This window comes from Nonomuraea sp. NPDC050786, assembly GCF_040654115.1.
GTDB lineage: Bacteria > Actinomycetota > Actinomycetes > Streptosporangiales > Streptosporangiaceae > Nonomuraea.
Map to the genome: position 1 here is coordinate 292,405 of NZ_JBFAHJ010000008.1, position 15,946 is coordinate 308,350.

Sequence of the window (15,946 nt, forward strand, 5' to 3'; positions counted from 1 at the left end):
CTCAGGAGAACTTGGACTGCGGGCGCTCCTGGAGCTCGCCGTCCAGGTAGATGTCGAGCTTCTCGTTGTAGAACGCGATCAGCCCGGCGACCTTCTCGCTCTCCGGCAGCGGCGTCCGATACGACCAGGCCAGGTCCTTCTTGCCGTTGACCGTCCAGTATTCCGCCGTGCCCTTGTACGGGCAGTGCGTCACCGTGTCCGTGTGCTCCAGCAGGTCGAGCCGTACGTCCGTCTTCGGCAGGTAGTAGCGGGCGGGCAGGCCCGTCTCGAAGAGGATGCGGGGGCTGCGGGAGTCGGCCACGGTGACGCCGTCCACCTCCACCCGCACGTGCCGCGAGCTCGCCAGGATGTCGACCCTGGTGTACGGGTCGCGCGGGTGGACGTAGACCTCCTCGTCCTCCTCGAACCAGGCGTCCATGGCGTCCCACTCGAACCGGACGTGGTCGCGGATCTGCTCCAGCGGCGAGTCGCGGTAGACCAGCGCCGCGTCCGCCGCCTCGGCCGTGCCCGAGGTGACGGTGTGCACCAGGCCGTCGCCCCTGCTCGGGGAGTGACCGGTGGCGCCGGTGGCCTTGAGCGCGGACTCGTCCACGTCTGCCAGCGGGAAATAGTAGGTGGGGTAGTACGGGACCTCCCACACCAGGAGAGCGGAGGTGGTGTCGGCCACCACCCGGCCGCCGAGATAAGCCCTCACACGCTTGGCCGTGCGCTCGACGCGCACCCGGCCGCGGTTCGTGACGTCCATGTTCGCGGCAACCCCGGGAGCGCCGCCACTATTCCAGTCGGCCGGGAGCACGGATCAGCCCACGCCGAACGCGGCCAGCGTCCCCCAGGTCGTCAGCGTCCCGGCCGCCGCCCCCACGACCACCTGAGGCCAGGTGTGGTGCGTGAGGCGTACCCTCGCCCAGCACACCAGCGCCACGACGGCGGCCCCGGCCAGCGCGGTCGGCCAGGCGGGCAGCACGTGGGCGAGCACCACGACCGTGCCCGCGGAGACGGCGGCGTGGAAGGAGATCTTCCAGCGCAGCGTGACGGGGACGGTCACGGCGAGGGCGGCCAGCATCGCGGTGACGGTGGCGACGAGCAGCGTCGGCGCGCCCATCACGACCAGCAGCGCCAGCGCCGCCAGGACGGCCGCCACCGCGGCGAGCAGCGGGCCGGTGCGGCGGGCCCGGTCGACGATGTGGTGCGAGTCGAGGCGGCCCGACCGCACGCCCAGCGCGATCACCGCCGCCGGCACGCCGCCGCAGAACGCGGAGGCCAGCAGGCCCCACGCGGCCCCGCCCCACCCTTGGGCGATGAGGCCGACGACCGGAGGCATGACGATCACCAGCACCTGCGGCGCCAGGAAGTTCGTCACGCGTCTCGCCACCAGATCGGCCGTCATGTCAGGAGAGATTACGCGATCATGGCCTTCCGTCCGCTCACCGACTCCCGCCAGGGCCGAGGCCGATTCCTAGCCCTTGCTCGCCGCGTTCACGATCCGCGTCGTGGAGCGGCCGGGGATGGAGGCCATCTCCCAGCACTCGCTCCCCAGGATGGCGGCCGCGGCGGCACGGGCGCCCGCGTGCGGGTCTCCCGCCGTGTGGGCGAGCGCCCCAGGACGCATGGGCACCAGCAGGTCGATGTAGTCCTCGGGCCCGTGCGCCTCGGGCGGCCCCGTCACGATGAACACGCCCTCCACGAACCGGAGCGCGGCCAGCACCTCCGCCCGCTCCTCCGCGGGGTTGAGCGGGCGGCTCGGCCCCTTCCACGCCCGCACCCGGGGATCGTCCTCGACGCCGACGACGAGCGGCAGCCCGCGTTCGGCCACGGCCCGCAGGTAGCGCACGTGGCCGACGTGCAGGATGTCGAAGACGCCGGTCACGACCGCGGCCCCCGGCCGATCGTACGGTTGGACCCAGACGGCCTCGAGGCTGCTCACGCGACCTCCCACGCTCTCCCCCACGGTCTGGACGACTCGTCGATCGCAGCGTACTCGGTCGGCGTCCCCTGCCGCGCAGGAGACCTTCGGCAAGCCCATTCCTACCTTTTCGCGGTAATCTCCGGCGCACCGCCGGGGCGTCTCACAAAGTCACCGGATTTGGGGGAGGTCGCCGTGGCACCGCCGGACTTTCATCGCCTCGACGGGGAGGGCTGCGGGGATCTGGTGGCGAGGCTGCCGGGCGTCCCCTCCCAGGTCTCCAGGGCCAGGGGGCTCGTGACCGCCGCGCTCGGCCGCGACCACCCCCTGTACGACGACGTGGCGCTGCTCACCAGCGAGCTGGCCACGAACGCGGTCCTGCACACCAGGTCGGGGTCGGGCGGCTCGTTCACGGTCACCATGACCAGGTCGGAGACGGCGGTGCGGGTGCTCGTGTCGGACGCGGGGTCGGACGGGCCGCCGTGCGTGTGCCGTACGAGCACGCACTCCACCAGCGGGCGGGGCCTGCCGCTGATCGAGGCGCTCAGCCACCGCTGGGGCTTCACGCGCGAGGACGGCACGACGACGGTCTGGTTCGAGCTGCTGCACACCCGCGTCCCGGCCGGCGTGGCCGTCTAGGCGACCCCGGCCTGGCGGAGGCTGGACGTCGAGGCGACCCCGACCTGCCGGTCGCTGGACCTCGAGGCGACCCCGGCCTGCCGGAGGCTAGACGTCGAGGCGGCACAGGCCCTCGGCGAGGGCCTTGGTGGTGAGGCGGGTGCGGCTGTCGCAGCCGAGCTTGGCGAAGATGTGCTCCAGGTGGGTCGTCACCGTGCGGACGCTGAGCACGAGCGCGGCGGCGATCTGCGGGTTGGAGTCGCCGGCCGCCACCCGGGTGAGCACGTCCACCTCCCGGCCCGTGAGGTCGTACGGCAGCAGGCAGGGCCGCTCGGCCACGATGGCGCCCTGCAGCGCCCCCTGGAACCCGACACCGGCCCTGATCAGCCGTAACTCGTGCCAGCGCCCGGCACGGTCGGGCCAGAGCCCGTGCCTGTTCAGCTCCCGCGAGTCGATGAACGCCCGGGCGAACGCGGCCATCGCGGGGTCGTCCCACAGCACGGCCGACGTCTCGTGCCCGGGAACCTCGCGCCGGGTCCCCGCCCGGTCGAACGCGACCGCCCGGAAGTCGGGCGGCAGCCCCACCGGGTCGATCACGCATCTGGTCAGGTCGGTGACGTGCGCCAGCATCGGGCTCACCGCCGCGAGCAGCTCCCCCGTGATCCGCGGGAAGACGGCGTCCTTCGTGGCCAGGTGGAGCAGCCCCGTGTAGCGACCCTCGCTCAGGAACAGCGGCGCCGTCAGCCCGGCCCGCCACCCGTAGGGGGCGAGGTGGCGGCGGAAATAGCGCTCGGTGTCCGGCTCGGGCATGCGCACCGGGGCGCGGGTGACGCGGGCCCTGCGGCACGCGTCGAGACCGGCGTACTCCTCGGCCGCGTCGCGGTCGATGCGCCGGTGGCCGTCGGAGACGACGCTGTGGTGGCGGCCCGTGGCCGGATCGAAGGCGACGAACTCGTACGCGTCGACGGGGACCACCCGGCGCAGCGCCGCCATCGCCCCGTGCGCGCCGCCACCGCCCGCGACCTGATAGCCCACCTCGGCGAACGCCTGCAGCTGGCAGACGTCCAGGGTGATCTCGGCCACCAGGCTGTTATACCATTTGCCACTCCTTGAGGGCTTCTTGAAGCTTTTTTTCATGAGCTCACGGGCGCACCCGGATGTTACGGTGAGATCCATGCAGCGCGCCTTCGTCACGACGACGCCGGACACCGTCCCGGCGCGCTGAATCCATGCTTCCCGGGCGGACGCCCGGGAGTCTGGTCGTTCGCCCTTTCCACGAGAAGGACGATCATGAACGACCACCGCAGACTCGGCCGCGAGCTGGCCCTCTTCGACACCGACCCGCTGATCGGCTCCGGCCTCCCCTACTACCTCCCCGCGGGCGCGGCCGTGCGCAAGGCCATCGAGGACTACGTCCACGAGCTCGAACGCCGCAACGGCTACCAGCACGTCAACTCGCCCGTGCTCGGCAAACGCGAGCTGTACGAGAGATCGGGCCACTGGGCGCACTACGCCGACGACATGTTCCCGCCCATGAGCGTGGGCGGCGAGGAGTTCGTGCTGCGCCCCAGCCTGTGCCCGCACCACGCGCTCATCTACCGCTCGCGCGGGCGCAGCCGCCGCGAGCTGCCCCTGCGCCTGGCCGAGCTGGGCGGGCAGTACCGCTCCGAGCTCTCCGGCGTGCTGGGCGGCCTGACCAGGGTGCGGGCCATCCAGCTCAACGACGGCCACGTGTTCTGCGCGCCCGAGCAGGCCGCCGCCGAGGTGGCGGGCGCCCTCGACCTGGTCGAGGCCGCGCACGCCCAGCTCGGCATCCGCGCCGCCCGCTACCGGCTGTCGCTGCGCGGCGACGGCGACAAGTACGTGGACGACCCGGGCCTGTGGGCGCGCTCCGAGGCGATCCTGCGCGACGTGCTGAACGAGCGCGGCCGCGACTTCGACGAGGAGCGCGGCGAGGGCGCCTTCTACGGCCCCAAGATCGACATCCAGATCGTGGACCCGGCGGGCCGCGAGAGCAGCCTGTCGACCGTCCAGGTGGACTTCTTCCAACCGGAGCGCTTCGACCTGCGCCACGCCGGGGGCGGGCGCCCCGTCATGGTGCACCGCAGCGTCGTCGGCAGCATCGAGCGCCTGCTCGCACACCTCATCGAGGTCCACGGGGGCGCGTTCCCCGCCTGGCTGGCGCCCGTGCAGGCCGTGGTGCTGCCGCTGTCGGACGCCGAGGCGCCGGCCGCCGAGGACCTGCTGCGCCGCTGCGTGGCCGCCGGGCTGCGGGCGGAGCTGGCGCCCGCCGACCGGGGCAGCCTCGGGGCCAGGATCAGGGCGCACCGGCTGGTGCCGTACCAGTTGGTGGTGGGGCCGCGCGAGGCGGCGAGCGGCGGCGCGTCGGTACGGCTCCGCGACGGCAGCCAGGCGGGTGAGGTCCCCGTGGAGCGGCTCGCGGAGGAATCGCGGCCTTTGTTCTAGGACTGCGTTCCAGGACTGCGTTCCAGGACCGGGTTCCAGGACTCGGTTCCAGGACTCGGTTCCAGGACTCGGTTCCGAGGCTCGGGAAATCGAAAAGGTAACGGAGTCTTCCCCCAGCGTCTGGGCGGCTCGTAAAGTCCGCTGCAACGCCTTGTCGGGGAGGACGATTTGACCGAGCTGAGCGACCGCGAGGCCGAGCTTGTTTCCGCTCACGAACAGGAACGCCCGGCACGGGAGCTCAGCGGAGGTCTTCGGCGCGGCGTGTGGATCGTGGGCGGACTGCTGTCGGCCTATTCGCTGGTGGTGGTGTTCTGGCCGATCGAGGCGATCGAGCACCGGATGACGTTCCTGGCGGCGGCGCTGCCGCTGGTCTTCCTCTGCTACCGGTCGGGCGTGCCGCCGCTGGCGCGGCGCCTGCTCAGGCGCGACACCGGCGCCGGCACCAGCGGCGACACCGGCGGCGACACCGGCGCTGTGGCCGAGCGGCCGACCGGGGGCGAGCCGCCGGCCGGGGGCGAGCGGCCGACCGGGGGCGAGCCGCCGGCCGTGGGCGAGCGGCCGACCGTGGCCGACTGGGTGCTGGCCGCCGTCGCGCTGGCCGTGCTGGTCTACCCGCTCTTCGACTTCGAGGCGTTCCGTGTGCGGGGCTCCGGCGCGGCGCTCACGGGCGTGGACATCGCGGCCGGCCTCGCGCTGACGGTGCTGCTCCTGGAGGCGGTACGGCGCACCGTCGGCTGGTCTCTGACCATCATCTGCGTCATTTTCCTGATTTATGCCTATTACGGCTCATATTTGCCGATTAACTGGACGATCGGCCACCGAGGATTCGACCTCGAGCAGATCGTGTCGCAGCTCTACACCGGCACCGAGGGCTTCTTCGGCGTCCCCATGCAGGTCGCCGCCAGTTACATCATCCTTTTCACGATTTATGGGGCCGTGCTCGACTTCTCGGGCGCGAGCCGGTTCTTCATCGACCTGAGCTTCGCCGCCTTCCGCAAGTCCCGCGCCGCCCCCGGCCGTACCGTCACCACGGCCGGATTCCTGCTCGGCACCGTGTCAGGGTCGGGCGTGGCCACCACGGTCAGCCTGGGCAGCGTCGCCTGGCCGGTGCTGCGCCGGGCGGGCTACCCGAAGGAGCCGGCGGGCGGCATCCTCGCGGCCGGTGGCATCGGCGCCATCCTGTCGCCGCCCACGCTGGGCGCGGCGGCGTTCATCATCGCCGAATACCTCCAGGTCAGCTACCTGCAGGTGCTCCTGTACGCGACGATCCCCACGATCCTCTACTACCTCGGCATCTTCCTGGCCATCGAGATCGACTCGCGCCGCTTCAGCACGCACGCCGTGGAGGTGGACGCCCCCAGGGCGGGCCGCCTGCTGCTGCGCTTCGGCTACCACTTCAGCTCGCTCATCCTCATCATCGTGCTGATGGCGCTGGACAGGTCGGCGTTCCAGGCGGTGGTCATCGCCACCGGCATCGCCTTCGCGCTGTCGTTCCTCGACCCGGAGCACCGGATGGGGCCCAAGCGCGTCGCGCAGGCGCTGGCCAAGGGCGCCCTCGAAGTGCTGCCGGTGACCGCGGTGTGCGCGGCGGCCGGGATCATCGTCGGCATCATCACGCAGACCGGCCTCGGGCTGAACCTCGCCGACATCATCGTGGACCTCGCCGCGGGCAACCTGATCCTGACGACGGTCCTGTCCGGCGTCGCGGTCATGCTGCTGGGCCTGGCCGTGCCGGTCACCGCCAGCTTCATCATCGCCGCGGTGATCATCGGTCCCGCGCTCTTGGCCCTCGGCGTCACGAAGGCCGAGGCCTACATGTTCGTCTTCTATTACGCGGTGCTGTCGGAGGTGAGCCCGCCCACGGCGCTGTCCGCGGTGGCGGCGGCCGCGATCACCGGCGGCAACACGTACCGGACGATGATGATGACCTGGCGGTACACGCTGCCCGCGTTCCTGGTGCCGTTCGCCTTCGTGCTGACGCCGAACGGGCAGGCGCTGCTCGGCCAGGGGCCGATCGGCACCGTGCTGCTGATGACCGCCGTCTCGGCGATCGCCGTGGCGGCCCTCGCCCTGGCCACCGGCGGCCTCACCGGCTGGCCGGAGCGGGTGCTCGCGGCGGTGGCCGCCGTCCTGCTGCTGTTCCTCGAGCCCGTCCCCATCATCGCGGGCCTGGCCGTCCTGGCCGTGGCCGCGGCCGTGCACCTCGTCAGAAGAAAAAGGAAGGACCCAGCGTGAAGCGGATCTTCGCGATACTCGCAGCGACCGTGCTGGCCGCGGCGGGCTGCGGCGGTGGTGGCGCGGGCGGTTCGGGCAACCGGCTGTCGATCGCCACGGGCGGCACGACGGGCGTCTACTACGTGTACGGCGGGGGCCTGGCCAAGCAGTTGTCGGCCAACATCGCCAACACCCAGGCCACCGCGTCGGTCACGTCCGCCTCCGTCGAGAACATCAAGCTGCTCGCCTCCGGCAAGGCCGACATCGGCTTCGCGCAGGCCGACACCGCGGCCGACGCGGTCAACGGCAAGGACACGTTCACCTCCAAGCAGCCGGTCAAGGCCATCGCCCGCCTCTACGACAACTACGCGCACGTCGTGGTCGCGCCCGGCGTCGGCGCGACCAAGGTGGCCGACCTGAAGGGCAAGCGCGTCTCGCTCGGCCCGGCCAACTCCGGGACCCAGGTCGTGGCCAGGCGCGTCCTGCTATCGGCGGGGATCAACCCGGACACCGACATCACCAAGCAGCAGCTGTCGATCACCGAGGCGGTGCAGGCCGTCAAGGACGGCACCATCGACGCGTTCTTCTGGGTCGGCGGCCTGCCCACGGCGGGCATCACCGACCTGGCCACCAGCAAGCCGGACATCAAGATCCTCGACACGGGCGACGTGCTGGCGAAGATGCAGTCCACGTACGGCCAGCAGTACTCCGGGCACGACGTGGACCTGTCGTCCGTCTACAAGCTGCGCGGCACGATCAAGACCGTCGTCATCCCGAACGTGCTCCTGGTGCCCTCCGAGATGAGCGACCAGCTCGCCTACGACATCACCAGGACCCTGTTCGAGAAGAAGGCCGAACTGTCGGCCGTGCACCCGGAGGCCAAGAAGCTCGACGTCAAGCTGGCCCAGGAGGTCGCGCCGGTCCAGCTGCACCCCGGCGCGGCCCGCTACTACAAGGAAAAGGGCTGACGAAGCCGCTGATGGCGCTCGCGGCGGTGGCGGCGCTCTGCTCCGGCGTCTGCTCCGGCGCCGGTGCCGGGCGCCCCACGGTGAACGGCCTGCCCGTCGTGTCGGGCGCCTTCTCGATCCTGTACGTGCATTCGATCTACAAGGCGCCCTCCGCGGAGGTGTTCACCGTGGAGGGGCGTCGTTTCACCATGCGGGCGGTCGTGTCGGCAAACGAGAGCGTCCTCGACTACTACGAGCTGGACGGGACGCGCACGCGCACCCCGGACGGCGCGTGGGTGCTGCGTCTCGCCGAGCCCGCCACGTACGAGGAGCTGTCGCTGCTCACCACCTCGATCGGCCGCAGGACCCTCGCCTCGGGCGGCCGCTGCCTGCCCCTCTATCCCGCCTCCGGTGCGGCCCGGGTGCGGCTGACCGTGGAAGCGCGGCTGGACGTCAGGAGCGAGCCGTGCGGGCCTTCCTACAGCCAGTCCTTCTTCTTGAAGACCGTGTACAGCCATACGGACACGGCGGCGGTCAGGATCAGCGAGACCCAGAAGCCCCACTGCTGGCCCTCGCCCGGGTAGGGGACGTTCTGCCCGTAGAAACCGGTGATCGCGGTGGGCACGGCGATGATCGCGGCCCAGCCCGTGAGCCGCTTCATGATCTCGTTCAGCCGGAAGCCCTGCTGGGAGAGGCGGGTCTCGCGGATGTTGGCCAGCATGTCGCGGATGGACTCCACCCATTCGGCCGTGCGCAGGACGTGGTCGTAGACGTCCTCGTAGTACGGGGCCATCACGGGGTCGGCGATGAGGTCCTGGTCGCGGCGGAGCAGGGAGCCGATCACCTCGCGCATCGGCATCGAGACCTTGCGCAGCCGGGCGGTGTCCTTGCGCAGCTCGTACATCCTGCGCTGCAGCGCCCTGGCGTCGCGCACGCCGTCCTCCGCGAACAGCGACTCCTCCAGTGCCTCCGCCTGCGAGTCCAGGTCCTGCACCAGGTCGAACTGGCTGTCCACCACGTAGTCGAGCAGGCCGTGCAGGAGGAACGACACGCCGTGCCCGGCCAGGCGGGCGGCGGCGTCCCAGCGCCTGACCACCTCGCCGATGTCGAAGTGCTCGTTCTCGCGGACGGTCACCAGGGCGTTGGCGGTGACGAAGACGTTGACCTCGACCGGTTCGAGCCGGTCGTGGGCGAAGTGCACACCGTAGACCGTGATGAACAAATGGTTGTCGTAAATATCGACCTTTGGCCGCTGATGGTCGGTAAGCACGTCCTCAAGCGCCAGCTCGTGCAGGCCCAGCTCCTCGCCGATCACGCCGAGGTCGGCGGGCGACGGGCCGCACAGGTCGAACCAGACGGTGTTGTGGGGGTCGCCCACGTAGTCGGAGACCTCCCCGACCGGGAACCCTTCCTTCTCGAGGACGCCGTTCCTGTACAGACGCGTGTGCACCTAGGAAAGTCTGGCAAACCTTCGCGCGTCCCGCACCGCCGCCCCCTCAGGATCGTTGTTGAAGTAGACGTACGCGTCCCGCCAGTCCGCCTCGTGCAGGCGTCTCGCCCAGGTCTTCAGCGCGGTGTCGCCGTACGACCAGTGGGCCGGCCCCTCGTGCAGGCGCACGTAGCCCCAGTCGGCGGTGCGCCACAGCGGGTTCTGCGGCTTGCCCAGCCGGTCCGCCCAGCACAGGGCGGCCTGGTGCGCGAGGAGGATCTCGCGGATCTCCTCCGTCCACCAGGACTCGTGCCGCGGCTCGACGGCCACCCGCACGCCCGCGGGGAAGCAGCGCAGGCACCGGTCGAGCTTGCTCGGGTCGGCCTTCAGCGTCGGCGGGAGCTGCAGCAGGATGGGCCCGAGCTTGTCCTTGAGCTCCGCCGCGCGGCTCATCAGCCGCTCCACCGGCTCCTCGGGATCGGCCAGCCGCTTGATGTGGGTGAGGAACCTGCTGGCCTTGACCGCCATCACGAACCCGTCGGGCGTGCGCTCCCGCCACGCCGCGAACGTCTCGGGGCTCGGCAGCCGGTAGAACGCGTTGTTGCTCTCGACGGTCGGGAACTCCTCGGCGTACATCTCCAGCCAGAGCCGCTGCGGCACGCCCTCCGGATAGAACAGCCCGCGCCAGTGCCTGTACTGCCATCCCGAGGTGCCCACCAGCCACGACATGCCTGACGCCTACCCAAGGGGACGGCGTGCAGTACTGTCGTCCCCCGAGGAGTCCCGGGAGGAGCCCCCGAGGAGTCCCCGGAGGAGCCCCCCGAGGAGGACGTTGACTTGGGCGCCGATCACGCGCATCTTCCCCCCAGCTCCCGGCGGACGGTCGTGGCCGGTCTGGCCGTGCTGGTGCCGCTGGCGGTCATCACACTGGCGGCCCTGCTCTGGCTCTGGCCGGACGGCAGGGAGGCCGAGACCGCCGCCGCGCCGTCCGGCGTGCAGCGCGTCACCGGGACGATCACCGGCGTGCAGCTCGGGCGCTGCCCCGCCGCCTCGGAAGGCGCGCCGCAGCCCGACCCCGCCACCTGCGGCAACGCCGTCGTCCGGGCCGACGGCGGCGAGGTCGTGACGCTCCGGCTGCCCAGCGGGCCCGGCGCGCAGCGCTTCGCCGCGGGCGACGACGTGATCCTGCTGCGCGACGCGGACGGCGAGTACCAGATCTCCGACCACGACCGGACGGCGCCGCTGTGGATGTTCGGGGCGGCGTTCGCGCTGGCGGTTATCGCCTTCGGCCGCTGGCGCGGGGTGACGGCGCTGGTCGGGCTGGCGGTCACGTTCGTGCTGCTGCTGACGTTCGTCATCCCCGGCATCCTGGAGGGCGAGCCGCCCCTGCTGGTCGCCATCGTCGGGGCGGCGGCGATCATGCTGACCGTGCTCTACCTCACGCACGGCTTCTCGCTGGCCACGTCCATGGCCGTGCTGGGGACGCTGGCCAGCCTGACGCTCACCGGCCTGCTGTCGTACGGGGCGCTGGGGTTCGCCCGGCTCAACGGCATCACCGACGACAGCGCGCTCATGCTCGACATGAGCCTGAAGATCGACACGCAGGGGCTGCTGCTGGCGAGCATCATCATCGGCGCGCTGGGGGTGCTCGACGACGTCACGGTCACGCAGGCGGTGACGGTGGCCGAGCTGGCCCACGCCAACCCCTCGTACGGCTTCGCCCGCCTCTACCGGGCGGCCGGCCGCATCGGGCGGGCGCACATCGCGTCGGTCATCAACACGATCATCCTGGCGTACGCCGGGGCGTCGCTGCCGCTGCTGCTGCTGTTCAGCATCGGGCAGCAGCCGTTGGGCGAGGTGCTGACGACGCCGGTCATCGCGCAGGAGATCGTCCGCAGCATCGTCGGCACGCTGGGCCTCATCGCCGCCGTCCCGATCACCACGGCGCTGGCGGCCCTGACGGCCTCCCGCCACCACCCGGAGGAGGAGCCCGCCGAGGAGGCCCACGACGGCTTCTTCGCGCCGCATGAGGAGCGCCAGGACCTCTTCACGCCGCGCCAGGACGCTTCCGCTCCGCCGGGGCGCTCTGCCCGGCACCGCAGGAGGGCCCGCACCTGACGGTCAGTAGGCCTCGATGCTGCCGTCCACGCGCAGCTTGCGGCGGGCCCGCTCGTAGAACGTGGTGCCCAGCCGGACGACCTTCGCCGCCCCCGGCCACGCGGCCACCGTGACCGTGTCGCCGGGGCACAGATGCGCCACCACGGCCCCGTCGACCTCCACGGCCAGCCGCCCGCTGGTGGGCAGCACCTCCAGCGTCACGTCCTCGTCGGCGGGCAGCACCAGCGCCCGGTTGAACGCCGAGTGCGCGGCGGCCGGCACCACGAGCACCGCCTCCACCCGGGGCGAGACGATGGGCCCGCCGGCGGAGAAGCTGTAGGCGGTCGAGCCGGTGGAGGTGGCCACGATCACCGCGTCGGAGGCGTAGCGCACGAAGTCGCTGCCGGCCGGGGTGACGGAGATCGCCGCCAGCCCCTCCCCCGGGATCCGGACGAGCGCGATGTCGTTGAAGGCGGTCACGTCCTTGCCGTTGATCCGGCTCCTGATCGCCATGCGCGACTCGACCGTGTAGCGGTGGCCGTCGATGGCGGAGAGCGTGTCGGCGAGCTCGTCCACGTCGATCTCGGCCAGGAACCCGAGCTTGCCGAGATTGACCCCGAGGATGGGGGTGGGCCGCCCGGCCAGCAGCCGCATGGTCCGCAGCATCGTCCCGTCGCCCCCGAGCCCGACCAGCAGGTCAGCCCGCTCGACGAGGGCGTCGGCCTCGACGGGCACGGCGGTGCAGTCGATGCGCCCGACCTCCTCGGGCAGGCCGAGCACCGTGACACCCTTCTCGCCGGCCCAGCGCAGGATGGTGTCTATCGCCTTCTTGGAGTCGCGCTGAGGGTGCAGCACCAGCCCGACCGTCCCGACCATGCCCATGAGGCCAACATTAGGCGAAGTGTGCGAGCGGGCGGGACTCGAGGAGCCCCGCCCGGCGCCCGGGGGTCAGCGGAGGAGGCAGGGGCGTTTCGGGTCGAACGTCCACCCCTTCACCAGGTACTGCATGGCCACGGCGTCGTCGCGGGCGCCGAGTCCGTGGCGGAGGTAGAGCTCGTGGGCCTCGGCCAGCGCCGCGCGGTCGAGCTCGACGCCGAGCCCGGGGGTGTCCGGCACGTCGATCGCGCCGTCGGTGATCTGGAACGGCCGGGTCGTGAGGGCCTGCCCGTCCTGCCAGATCCAGTGCGTGTCGAGCGCCGTGATCTCCCCGGGGGCGGCCGCTCCGACGTGCGTGAACATGGCCAGCGAGATGTCGAAGTGGTTGTTGGAGTGCGACCCCCAGGTCAGCCCGAAGTCGTGGCAGAGCTGGGCGACGCGGACCGAGCCGGCCATGGTCCAGAAGTGCGGGTCGGCGAGCGGGATGTCCACCGCGCCGGCGCGTACGGCGTGGGCCATCTCCCGCCAGTCCGTGGCGATCATGTTGGTCGCGGTGGGCAGGCCCGTGGCCCGCCTGAACTCCGCCATGGTCTCCCGGCTCGAGAAGCGGCCCTCGGCGCCGCACGGGTCCTCGGCGTAGGCGAGGACACCGCCCAGCCCGCGGCAGAGCCGGACCGCGTCGGCGAGCAGCCAGCCGCCGTTGGGGTCGAGGGTGACGCGCGCGTCGGGGAAGCGGCGGGCCAGCGCCTTGACGGCCTCGACCTCCTCCTCGCCGGCCAGCACCCCGCCCTTGAGCTTGAAGTCGGTGAAGCCGTAGCGCTCCTGGGCGGCCTCGGCCAGCGCGACCACCGCGTCGGGCGTGAGCGCCTCCTTGCGCCGCAGCCGGGACCACAAGTCGTCGCCCGCGTCGTCCACCAGGTAGGGGAGGTCGGTCCTGCCCGGATCGCCGACGTAGAAGAGGTAGCCCAGCATCGGCACCCGGTCGCGCTGACGGCCTTCGCCCAGCAGCTCGGCCACGGGCAGCCCGAGGTACTGGCCGTGCAGGTCGAGCAGGGTGGACTCCAGGCCGGTGACCGCGTGGACGGTGGTGCGCAGGTCGAAGGTCTGGGCGCCGCGCCCGCCGGCGTCCCGGTCGGCGAAGCGCGCCGCCACCGACCGCAGCAGGCTGCGGTAGCCCGCCACGGGCTGCCCGACCAGCAGGTCGGCGGCCTCCTCGATGGTCCGGCGGATCGCCTCGCCGCCGGGCACCTCGCCGAGACCGGTGCGTCCGTCGGAGTCGGTGGTGATGACGACGTTGCGGGTGAAGAACGGGCCGTGGGCGCCGCTGAGGTTGAGCAGCATGCTGTCGTACCCGGCCACCGGGACGACCTCGACGCGCTGGATCGTGGGAGCCATCAGCTAGCTGATCTTGTTGATGAGGGCGGTCAGCTCGGCGAGCTCGCCGTCGGTGAGGTTCTGCAGCGGCGGGCGCACCGGTCCGGCCGGGCGTCCCACGGCGGCCAGGCCCGCCTTGATGATCGACACGGCGTACCCCTTCTGGCGGTCGCGGATGTCCAGGTACGGGATCAGGAACTCCTTGATGCGCCGGTAGACCGCGTCGCGGTCCTGGGCCCGGACGTCGGCGTAGAAGTCGAGCGCGTACTGCGGCACGAAGTTGAAGATCGCCGAGGAGTACGTGCTCATGCCGAGCTGGAGCAGCGGCAGCGCGAACGTCTCGGCCGTGGGCAGGCCGCCGATGTAGGCCAGGCGGTCGCCGACGGAGGCGTAGATGCGCGTGAGGTGCTCGATGCTGCCGACGCCGTCCTTGAACCCGACGAGGTTCGCGTTCCGGTCGGCCAGGGCCGCGACGGCGCGGTCGTGCAGGATCGCGTTGGCCCGGCTGTAGACGATGACGCCGAGGTTCGTGGCGCGGCAGACCGCGGAGACGTGCTCGACCAGGCCGTCCTGCCCGGCCTCGGTGAGGTACGGGGGCATGAGCAGCAGCCCGTCGGCGCCGGCGGCCTCGGCGGCCTGGGCCTGCGCCACGGCGCTCGCGGTGCCGCCCGTGGCCGGGGCCACGACCGGGACCCTGCCGTCGACCTCGCCGACCGCCACCCGCACCACCCGGTCGATCTCGGCGGCGGTCAGCGAGAAGCCCTCGCCGGTGCCCCCCGCGGCGAACAGCCCGGCCACCGGGTACGAGCTCAGCCAGGCCAGGTGGTCACGGTAGCCCGCCTCGTCGAACTGCAGGTCCTCGGTGAAATGGGTCACGGGGAACGAGAGCAGGCCGCTCTTGAGCTGAGTGGCGAGCTCCTGCGGCGAGAAATTCGGCATGACCGTCCTCTGGTTGACACGCGGCCGTGGGATCCCCCCGCGCCGCCGGTTAGGGCTGACGCCGATCAGGCTAAGAAGGAGGGTGGATTCCTGTCCAAGTGCGATTCTGTATCCGACGATACCGACAGGGCATCATGGCCGGGGGTCGGAGAGCAGCTCGAGCACCCGCCACAGTGCCGGGTTGGTCGAGGCCTGGTCCCAGATGACGTGCAGCTCGACCGGCTTGCCCGCGACGCCGTCGCCGTTGTCCGGCGGGTCGCCGCCGCCCCGCACCAGATCGCGGATGACGATGCCCTCGATGCCGAGCGAACGAGCGCTGGCGGGCACCAGCGCCACGCCTCGCCCGGCCGCCACGAGCAGCACGGCGGTGAGGATCTGATGCACCTGCTGCTCGATCCTCGGGTGGGCGTTGGTGAAGAACCGGACGGTCAGCTCGTGGAAGTAACGCGACTGCACGGGGTTGTAGCTGATGACCGGCAGGCCGTCGAAGTCGTCGGGGGCGAGCGGCCGGTCGAGGCCGGCGAGCGGATGACCGACGGGGACCACGGCGCACAGCGGCTCGCGGAAGACGACCCGGGAGTGGAGCGTGGCGATGTCGAAGGGCGGTCGCGCGAGGCCCATGTCGAGCTCGCCGCGCAGGATGCCGTCGACCTGCCCGGCGGTCACCCGTTCGTGGAGGATGACGTCGATCTCCGGGAGCTCCTCCGCCAGCCGGCGCAGGAGCACGCCGAGCATGCTGATGGCCGAGACCGCGGTGAACCCGAGCCGTACGGTGCCCGTGGCGCCCTTCGCGATGCGGCGCGCGCGGTCGCCCGCGGTGTCGACGAGCGTGAGCATGCGCCGTGCGTCCTCCAGGAAGCCGCGCCCGGCGTCGGTGAGCACCACGCGACGGTTGTCGCGTTCGAGGAGGGTCACGCCGATCGCGCGCTCGAGCTTCTGGATGTGGCGGCTCAGCGGGGGCTGCGTCATGCGGAGTCGATCGGCGGCCCGGCCGAAGTGAAGCTCCTCGGCGACCGCCACAAATGCTCGGATTTGATCGAGGGTAAGCATGATGCCGACAGAGTATCACCTGATACCGAATTG

At 71.5% G+C, this 15,946-nt stretch carries 16 protein-coding genes; 6 read left to right on the forward strand and 10 right to left on the reverse strand.

Annotated elements, in window-relative coordinates; translation table 11 throughout:
• Position 1: 1 nt before the first annotated feature.
• The 3 genes from AB0H84_RS18410 to AB0H84_RS18420 all read right to left on the reverse strand — a co-directional run bounded on the left by AB0H84_RS18410 (position 2) and on the right by AB0H84_RS18420 (position 1,924).
• Positions 2–745 carry a DUF427 domain-containing protein gene (locus AB0H84_RS18410; RefSeq protein ID WP_357604920.1) on the reverse strand — a complete coding sequence of 248 codons (744 nt, stop codon included), beginning with the start codon at positions 743–745 and terminating at the stop codon, positions 2–4.
• Between the two features lie 54 nt (positions 746–799).
• Positions 800–1,387: a hypothetical protein gene (locus AB0H84_RS18415; RefSeq protein ID WP_357604924.1), complete on the reverse strand. Its 588-nt coding sequence runs from the start codon at positions 1,385–1,387 to the stop codon at positions 800–802.
• Positions 1,388–1,456: 69 nt separating this feature from the next.
• Positions 1,457–1,924 carry an adenylyltransferase/cytidyltransferase family protein gene (locus tag AB0H84_RS18420; protein WP_357604927.1) on the reverse strand — a complete coding sequence of 156 codons (468 nt, stop codon included), beginning with the start codon at positions 1,922–1,924 and terminating at the stop codon, positions 1,457–1,459.
• Positions 1,925–2,098: 174 nt separating this feature from the next.
• Between AB0H84_RS18420 and AB0H84_RS18425 the strand changes: the two genes are divergently transcribed.
• Complete coding sequence (locus AB0H84_RS18425; protein ID WP_357604929.1) at positions 2,099–2,542, forward strand: ATP-binding protein; 444 nt, start codon at positions 2,099–2,101, stop codon at positions 2,540–2,542.
• An 87-nt stretch (positions 2,543–2,629) separates the two neighbouring features.
• On the opposite strand, the gene AB0H84_RS18430 is transcribed toward AB0H84_RS18425, so the two are convergent.
• A complete protein-coding gene (locus tag AB0H84_RS18430; RefSeq protein ID WP_357604932.1) occupies positions 2,630–3,604 on the reverse strand; it encodes a LuxR C-terminal-related transcriptional regulator in 975 nt (324 codons plus the stop codon).
• A gap of 138 nt (positions 3,605–3,742) precedes the next feature.
• On the opposite strand from AB0H84_RS18430, the gene thrS reads away from it, so the two are divergent.
• The 4 genes from thrS to AB0H84_RS18450 all read left to right on the forward strand — a co-directional run bounded on the left by thrS (position 3,743) and on the right by AB0H84_RS18450 (position 8,732).
• Complete coding sequence (thrS, locus tag AB0H84_RS18435; RefSeq protein WP_357605064.1) at positions 3,743–4,987, forward strand: threonine--tRNA ligase; 1,245 nt, start codon at positions 3,743–3,745, stop codon at positions 4,985–4,987.
• Positions 4,988–5,155: 168 nt separating this feature from the next.
• On the forward strand, positions 5,156–7,222 hold the full coding sequence (locus tag AB0H84_RS18440) for a TRAP transporter fused permease subunit (RefSeq protein WP_357604934.1): 2,067 nt from the start codon (positions 5,156–5,158) through the stop codon (positions 7,220–7,222).
• Positions 7,219–8,169 carry a TAXI family TRAP transporter solute-binding subunit gene (locus tag AB0H84_RS18445; RefSeq protein WP_357604937.1) on the forward strand — a complete coding sequence of 317 codons (951 nt, stop codon included), beginning with the start codon at positions 7,219–7,221 and terminating at the stop codon, positions 8,167–8,169. Before AB0H84_RS18440 ends, AB0H84_RS18445 begins: the two co-directional genes overlap by 4 nt.
• 11 nt (positions 8,170–8,180) lie before the next feature.
• Positions 8,181–8,732, forward strand: coding sequence for a DUF1850 domain-containing protein (locus AB0H84_RS18450; protein ID WP_357604940.1), 552 nt, complete (start codon positions 8,181–8,183; stop codon positions 8,730–8,732).
• Here the strand turns inward: AB0H84_RS18450 and AB0H84_RS18455 are convergent.
• Together AB0H84_RS18455 and AB0H84_RS18460 are read right to left on the reverse strand one after the other, a co-directional pair.
• Positions 8,627–9,598: a magnesium transporter CorA family protein gene (locus AB0H84_RS18455; RefSeq protein WP_357604943.1), complete on the reverse strand. Its 972-nt coding sequence runs from the start codon at positions 9,596–9,598 to the stop codon at positions 8,627–8,629. The genes AB0H84_RS18450 and AB0H84_RS18455 overlap by 106 nt on opposite strands.
• Positions 9,599–10,306 carry a DUF72 domain-containing protein gene (locus tag AB0H84_RS18460; RefSeq protein WP_357604945.1) on the reverse strand — a complete coding sequence of 236 codons (708 nt, stop codon included), beginning with the start codon at positions 10,304–10,306 and terminating at the stop codon, positions 9,599–9,601.
• A 108-nt stretch (positions 10,307–10,414) separates the two neighbouring features.
• Between AB0H84_RS18460 and AB0H84_RS18465 the strand changes: the two genes are divergently transcribed.
• Positions 10,415–11,695, forward strand: coding sequence for a YibE/F family protein (locus AB0H84_RS18465; protein WP_357604948.1), 1,281 nt, complete (start codon positions 10,415–10,417; stop codon positions 11,693–11,695).
• Positions 11,696–11,698: 3 nt separating this feature from the next.
• Here AB0H84_RS18465 and AB0H84_RS18470 read toward each other — a convergent pair whose 3' ends face one another.
• The 4 genes from AB0H84_RS18470 to AB0H84_RS18485 form a co-directional block, all read right to left on the reverse strand.
• Complete coding sequence (locus tag AB0H84_RS18470) at positions 11,699–12,556, reverse strand: NAD(+)/NADH kinase (protein WP_357604951.1); 858 nt, start codon at positions 12,554–12,556, stop codon at positions 11,699–11,701.
• 66 nt (positions 12,557–12,622) lie between these two features.
• Positions 12,623–13,945 carry an enolase C-terminal domain-like protein gene (locus AB0H84_RS18475; RefSeq protein WP_357604954.1) on the reverse strand — a complete coding sequence of 441 codons (1,323 nt, stop codon included), beginning with the start codon at positions 13,943–13,945 and terminating at the stop codon, positions 12,623–12,625.
• A gap of 3 nt (positions 13,946–13,948) precedes the next feature.
• A complete protein-coding gene (gene kdgD, locus AB0H84_RS18480) occupies positions 13,949–14,863 on the reverse strand; it encodes a 5-dehydro-4-deoxyglucarate dehydratase (RefSeq protein ID WP_357604957.1) in 915 nt (304 codons plus the stop codon).
• Between the two features lie 132 nt (positions 14,864–14,995).
• Positions 14,996–15,913: a LysR family transcriptional regulator gene (locus AB0H84_RS18485; protein ID WP_357604960.1), complete on the reverse strand. Its 918-nt coding sequence runs from the start codon at positions 15,911–15,913 to the stop codon at positions 14,996–14,998.
• Positions 15,914–15,946 lie beyond the last annotated feature (33 nt).

What these genes read in the sequence shown, in the direction of transcription:
- AB0H84_RS18460 (WP_357604945.1), bottom strand. Translation starts at nt 10,306, where the DNA reads ATGTCGTGGCTGGTGGGCACCTCGGGATGGCAGTACAGGCACTGGCGC.
- AB0H84_RS18470 (WP_357604951.1), bottom strand. Translation starts at nt 12,556, where the DNA reads ATGGGCATGGTCGGGACGGTCGGGCTGGTGCTGCACCCTCAGCGCGAC.
- kdgD (WP_357604957.1), bottom strand. Translation starts at nt 14,863, where the DNA reads ATGCCGAATTTCTCGCCGCAGGAGCTCGCCACTCAGCTCAAGAGCGGC.
- AB0H84_RS18410 (WP_357604920.1), bottom strand. Translation starts at nt 745, where the DNA reads ATGGACGTCACGAACCGCGGCCGGGTGCGCGTCGAGCGCACGGCCAAG.
- AB0H84_RS18475 (WP_357604954.1), bottom strand. Translation starts at nt 13,945, where the DNA reads ATGGCTCCCACGATCCAGCGCGTCGAGGTCGTCCCGGTGGCCGGGTAC.
- AB0H84_RS18450 (WP_357604940.1), top strand. Translation starts at nt 8,181, where the DNA reads ATGGCGCTCGCGGCGGTGGCGGCGCTCTGCTCCGGCGTCTGCTCCGGC.
- AB0H84_RS18415 (WP_357604924.1), bottom strand. Translation starts at nt 1,387, where the DNA reads ATGACGGCCGATCTGGTGGCGAGACGCGTGACGAACTTCCTGGCGCCG.
- AB0H84_RS18485 (WP_357604960.1), bottom strand. Translation starts at nt 15,913, where the DNA reads ATGCTTACCCTCGATCAAATCCGAGCATTTGTGGCGGTCGCCGAGGAG.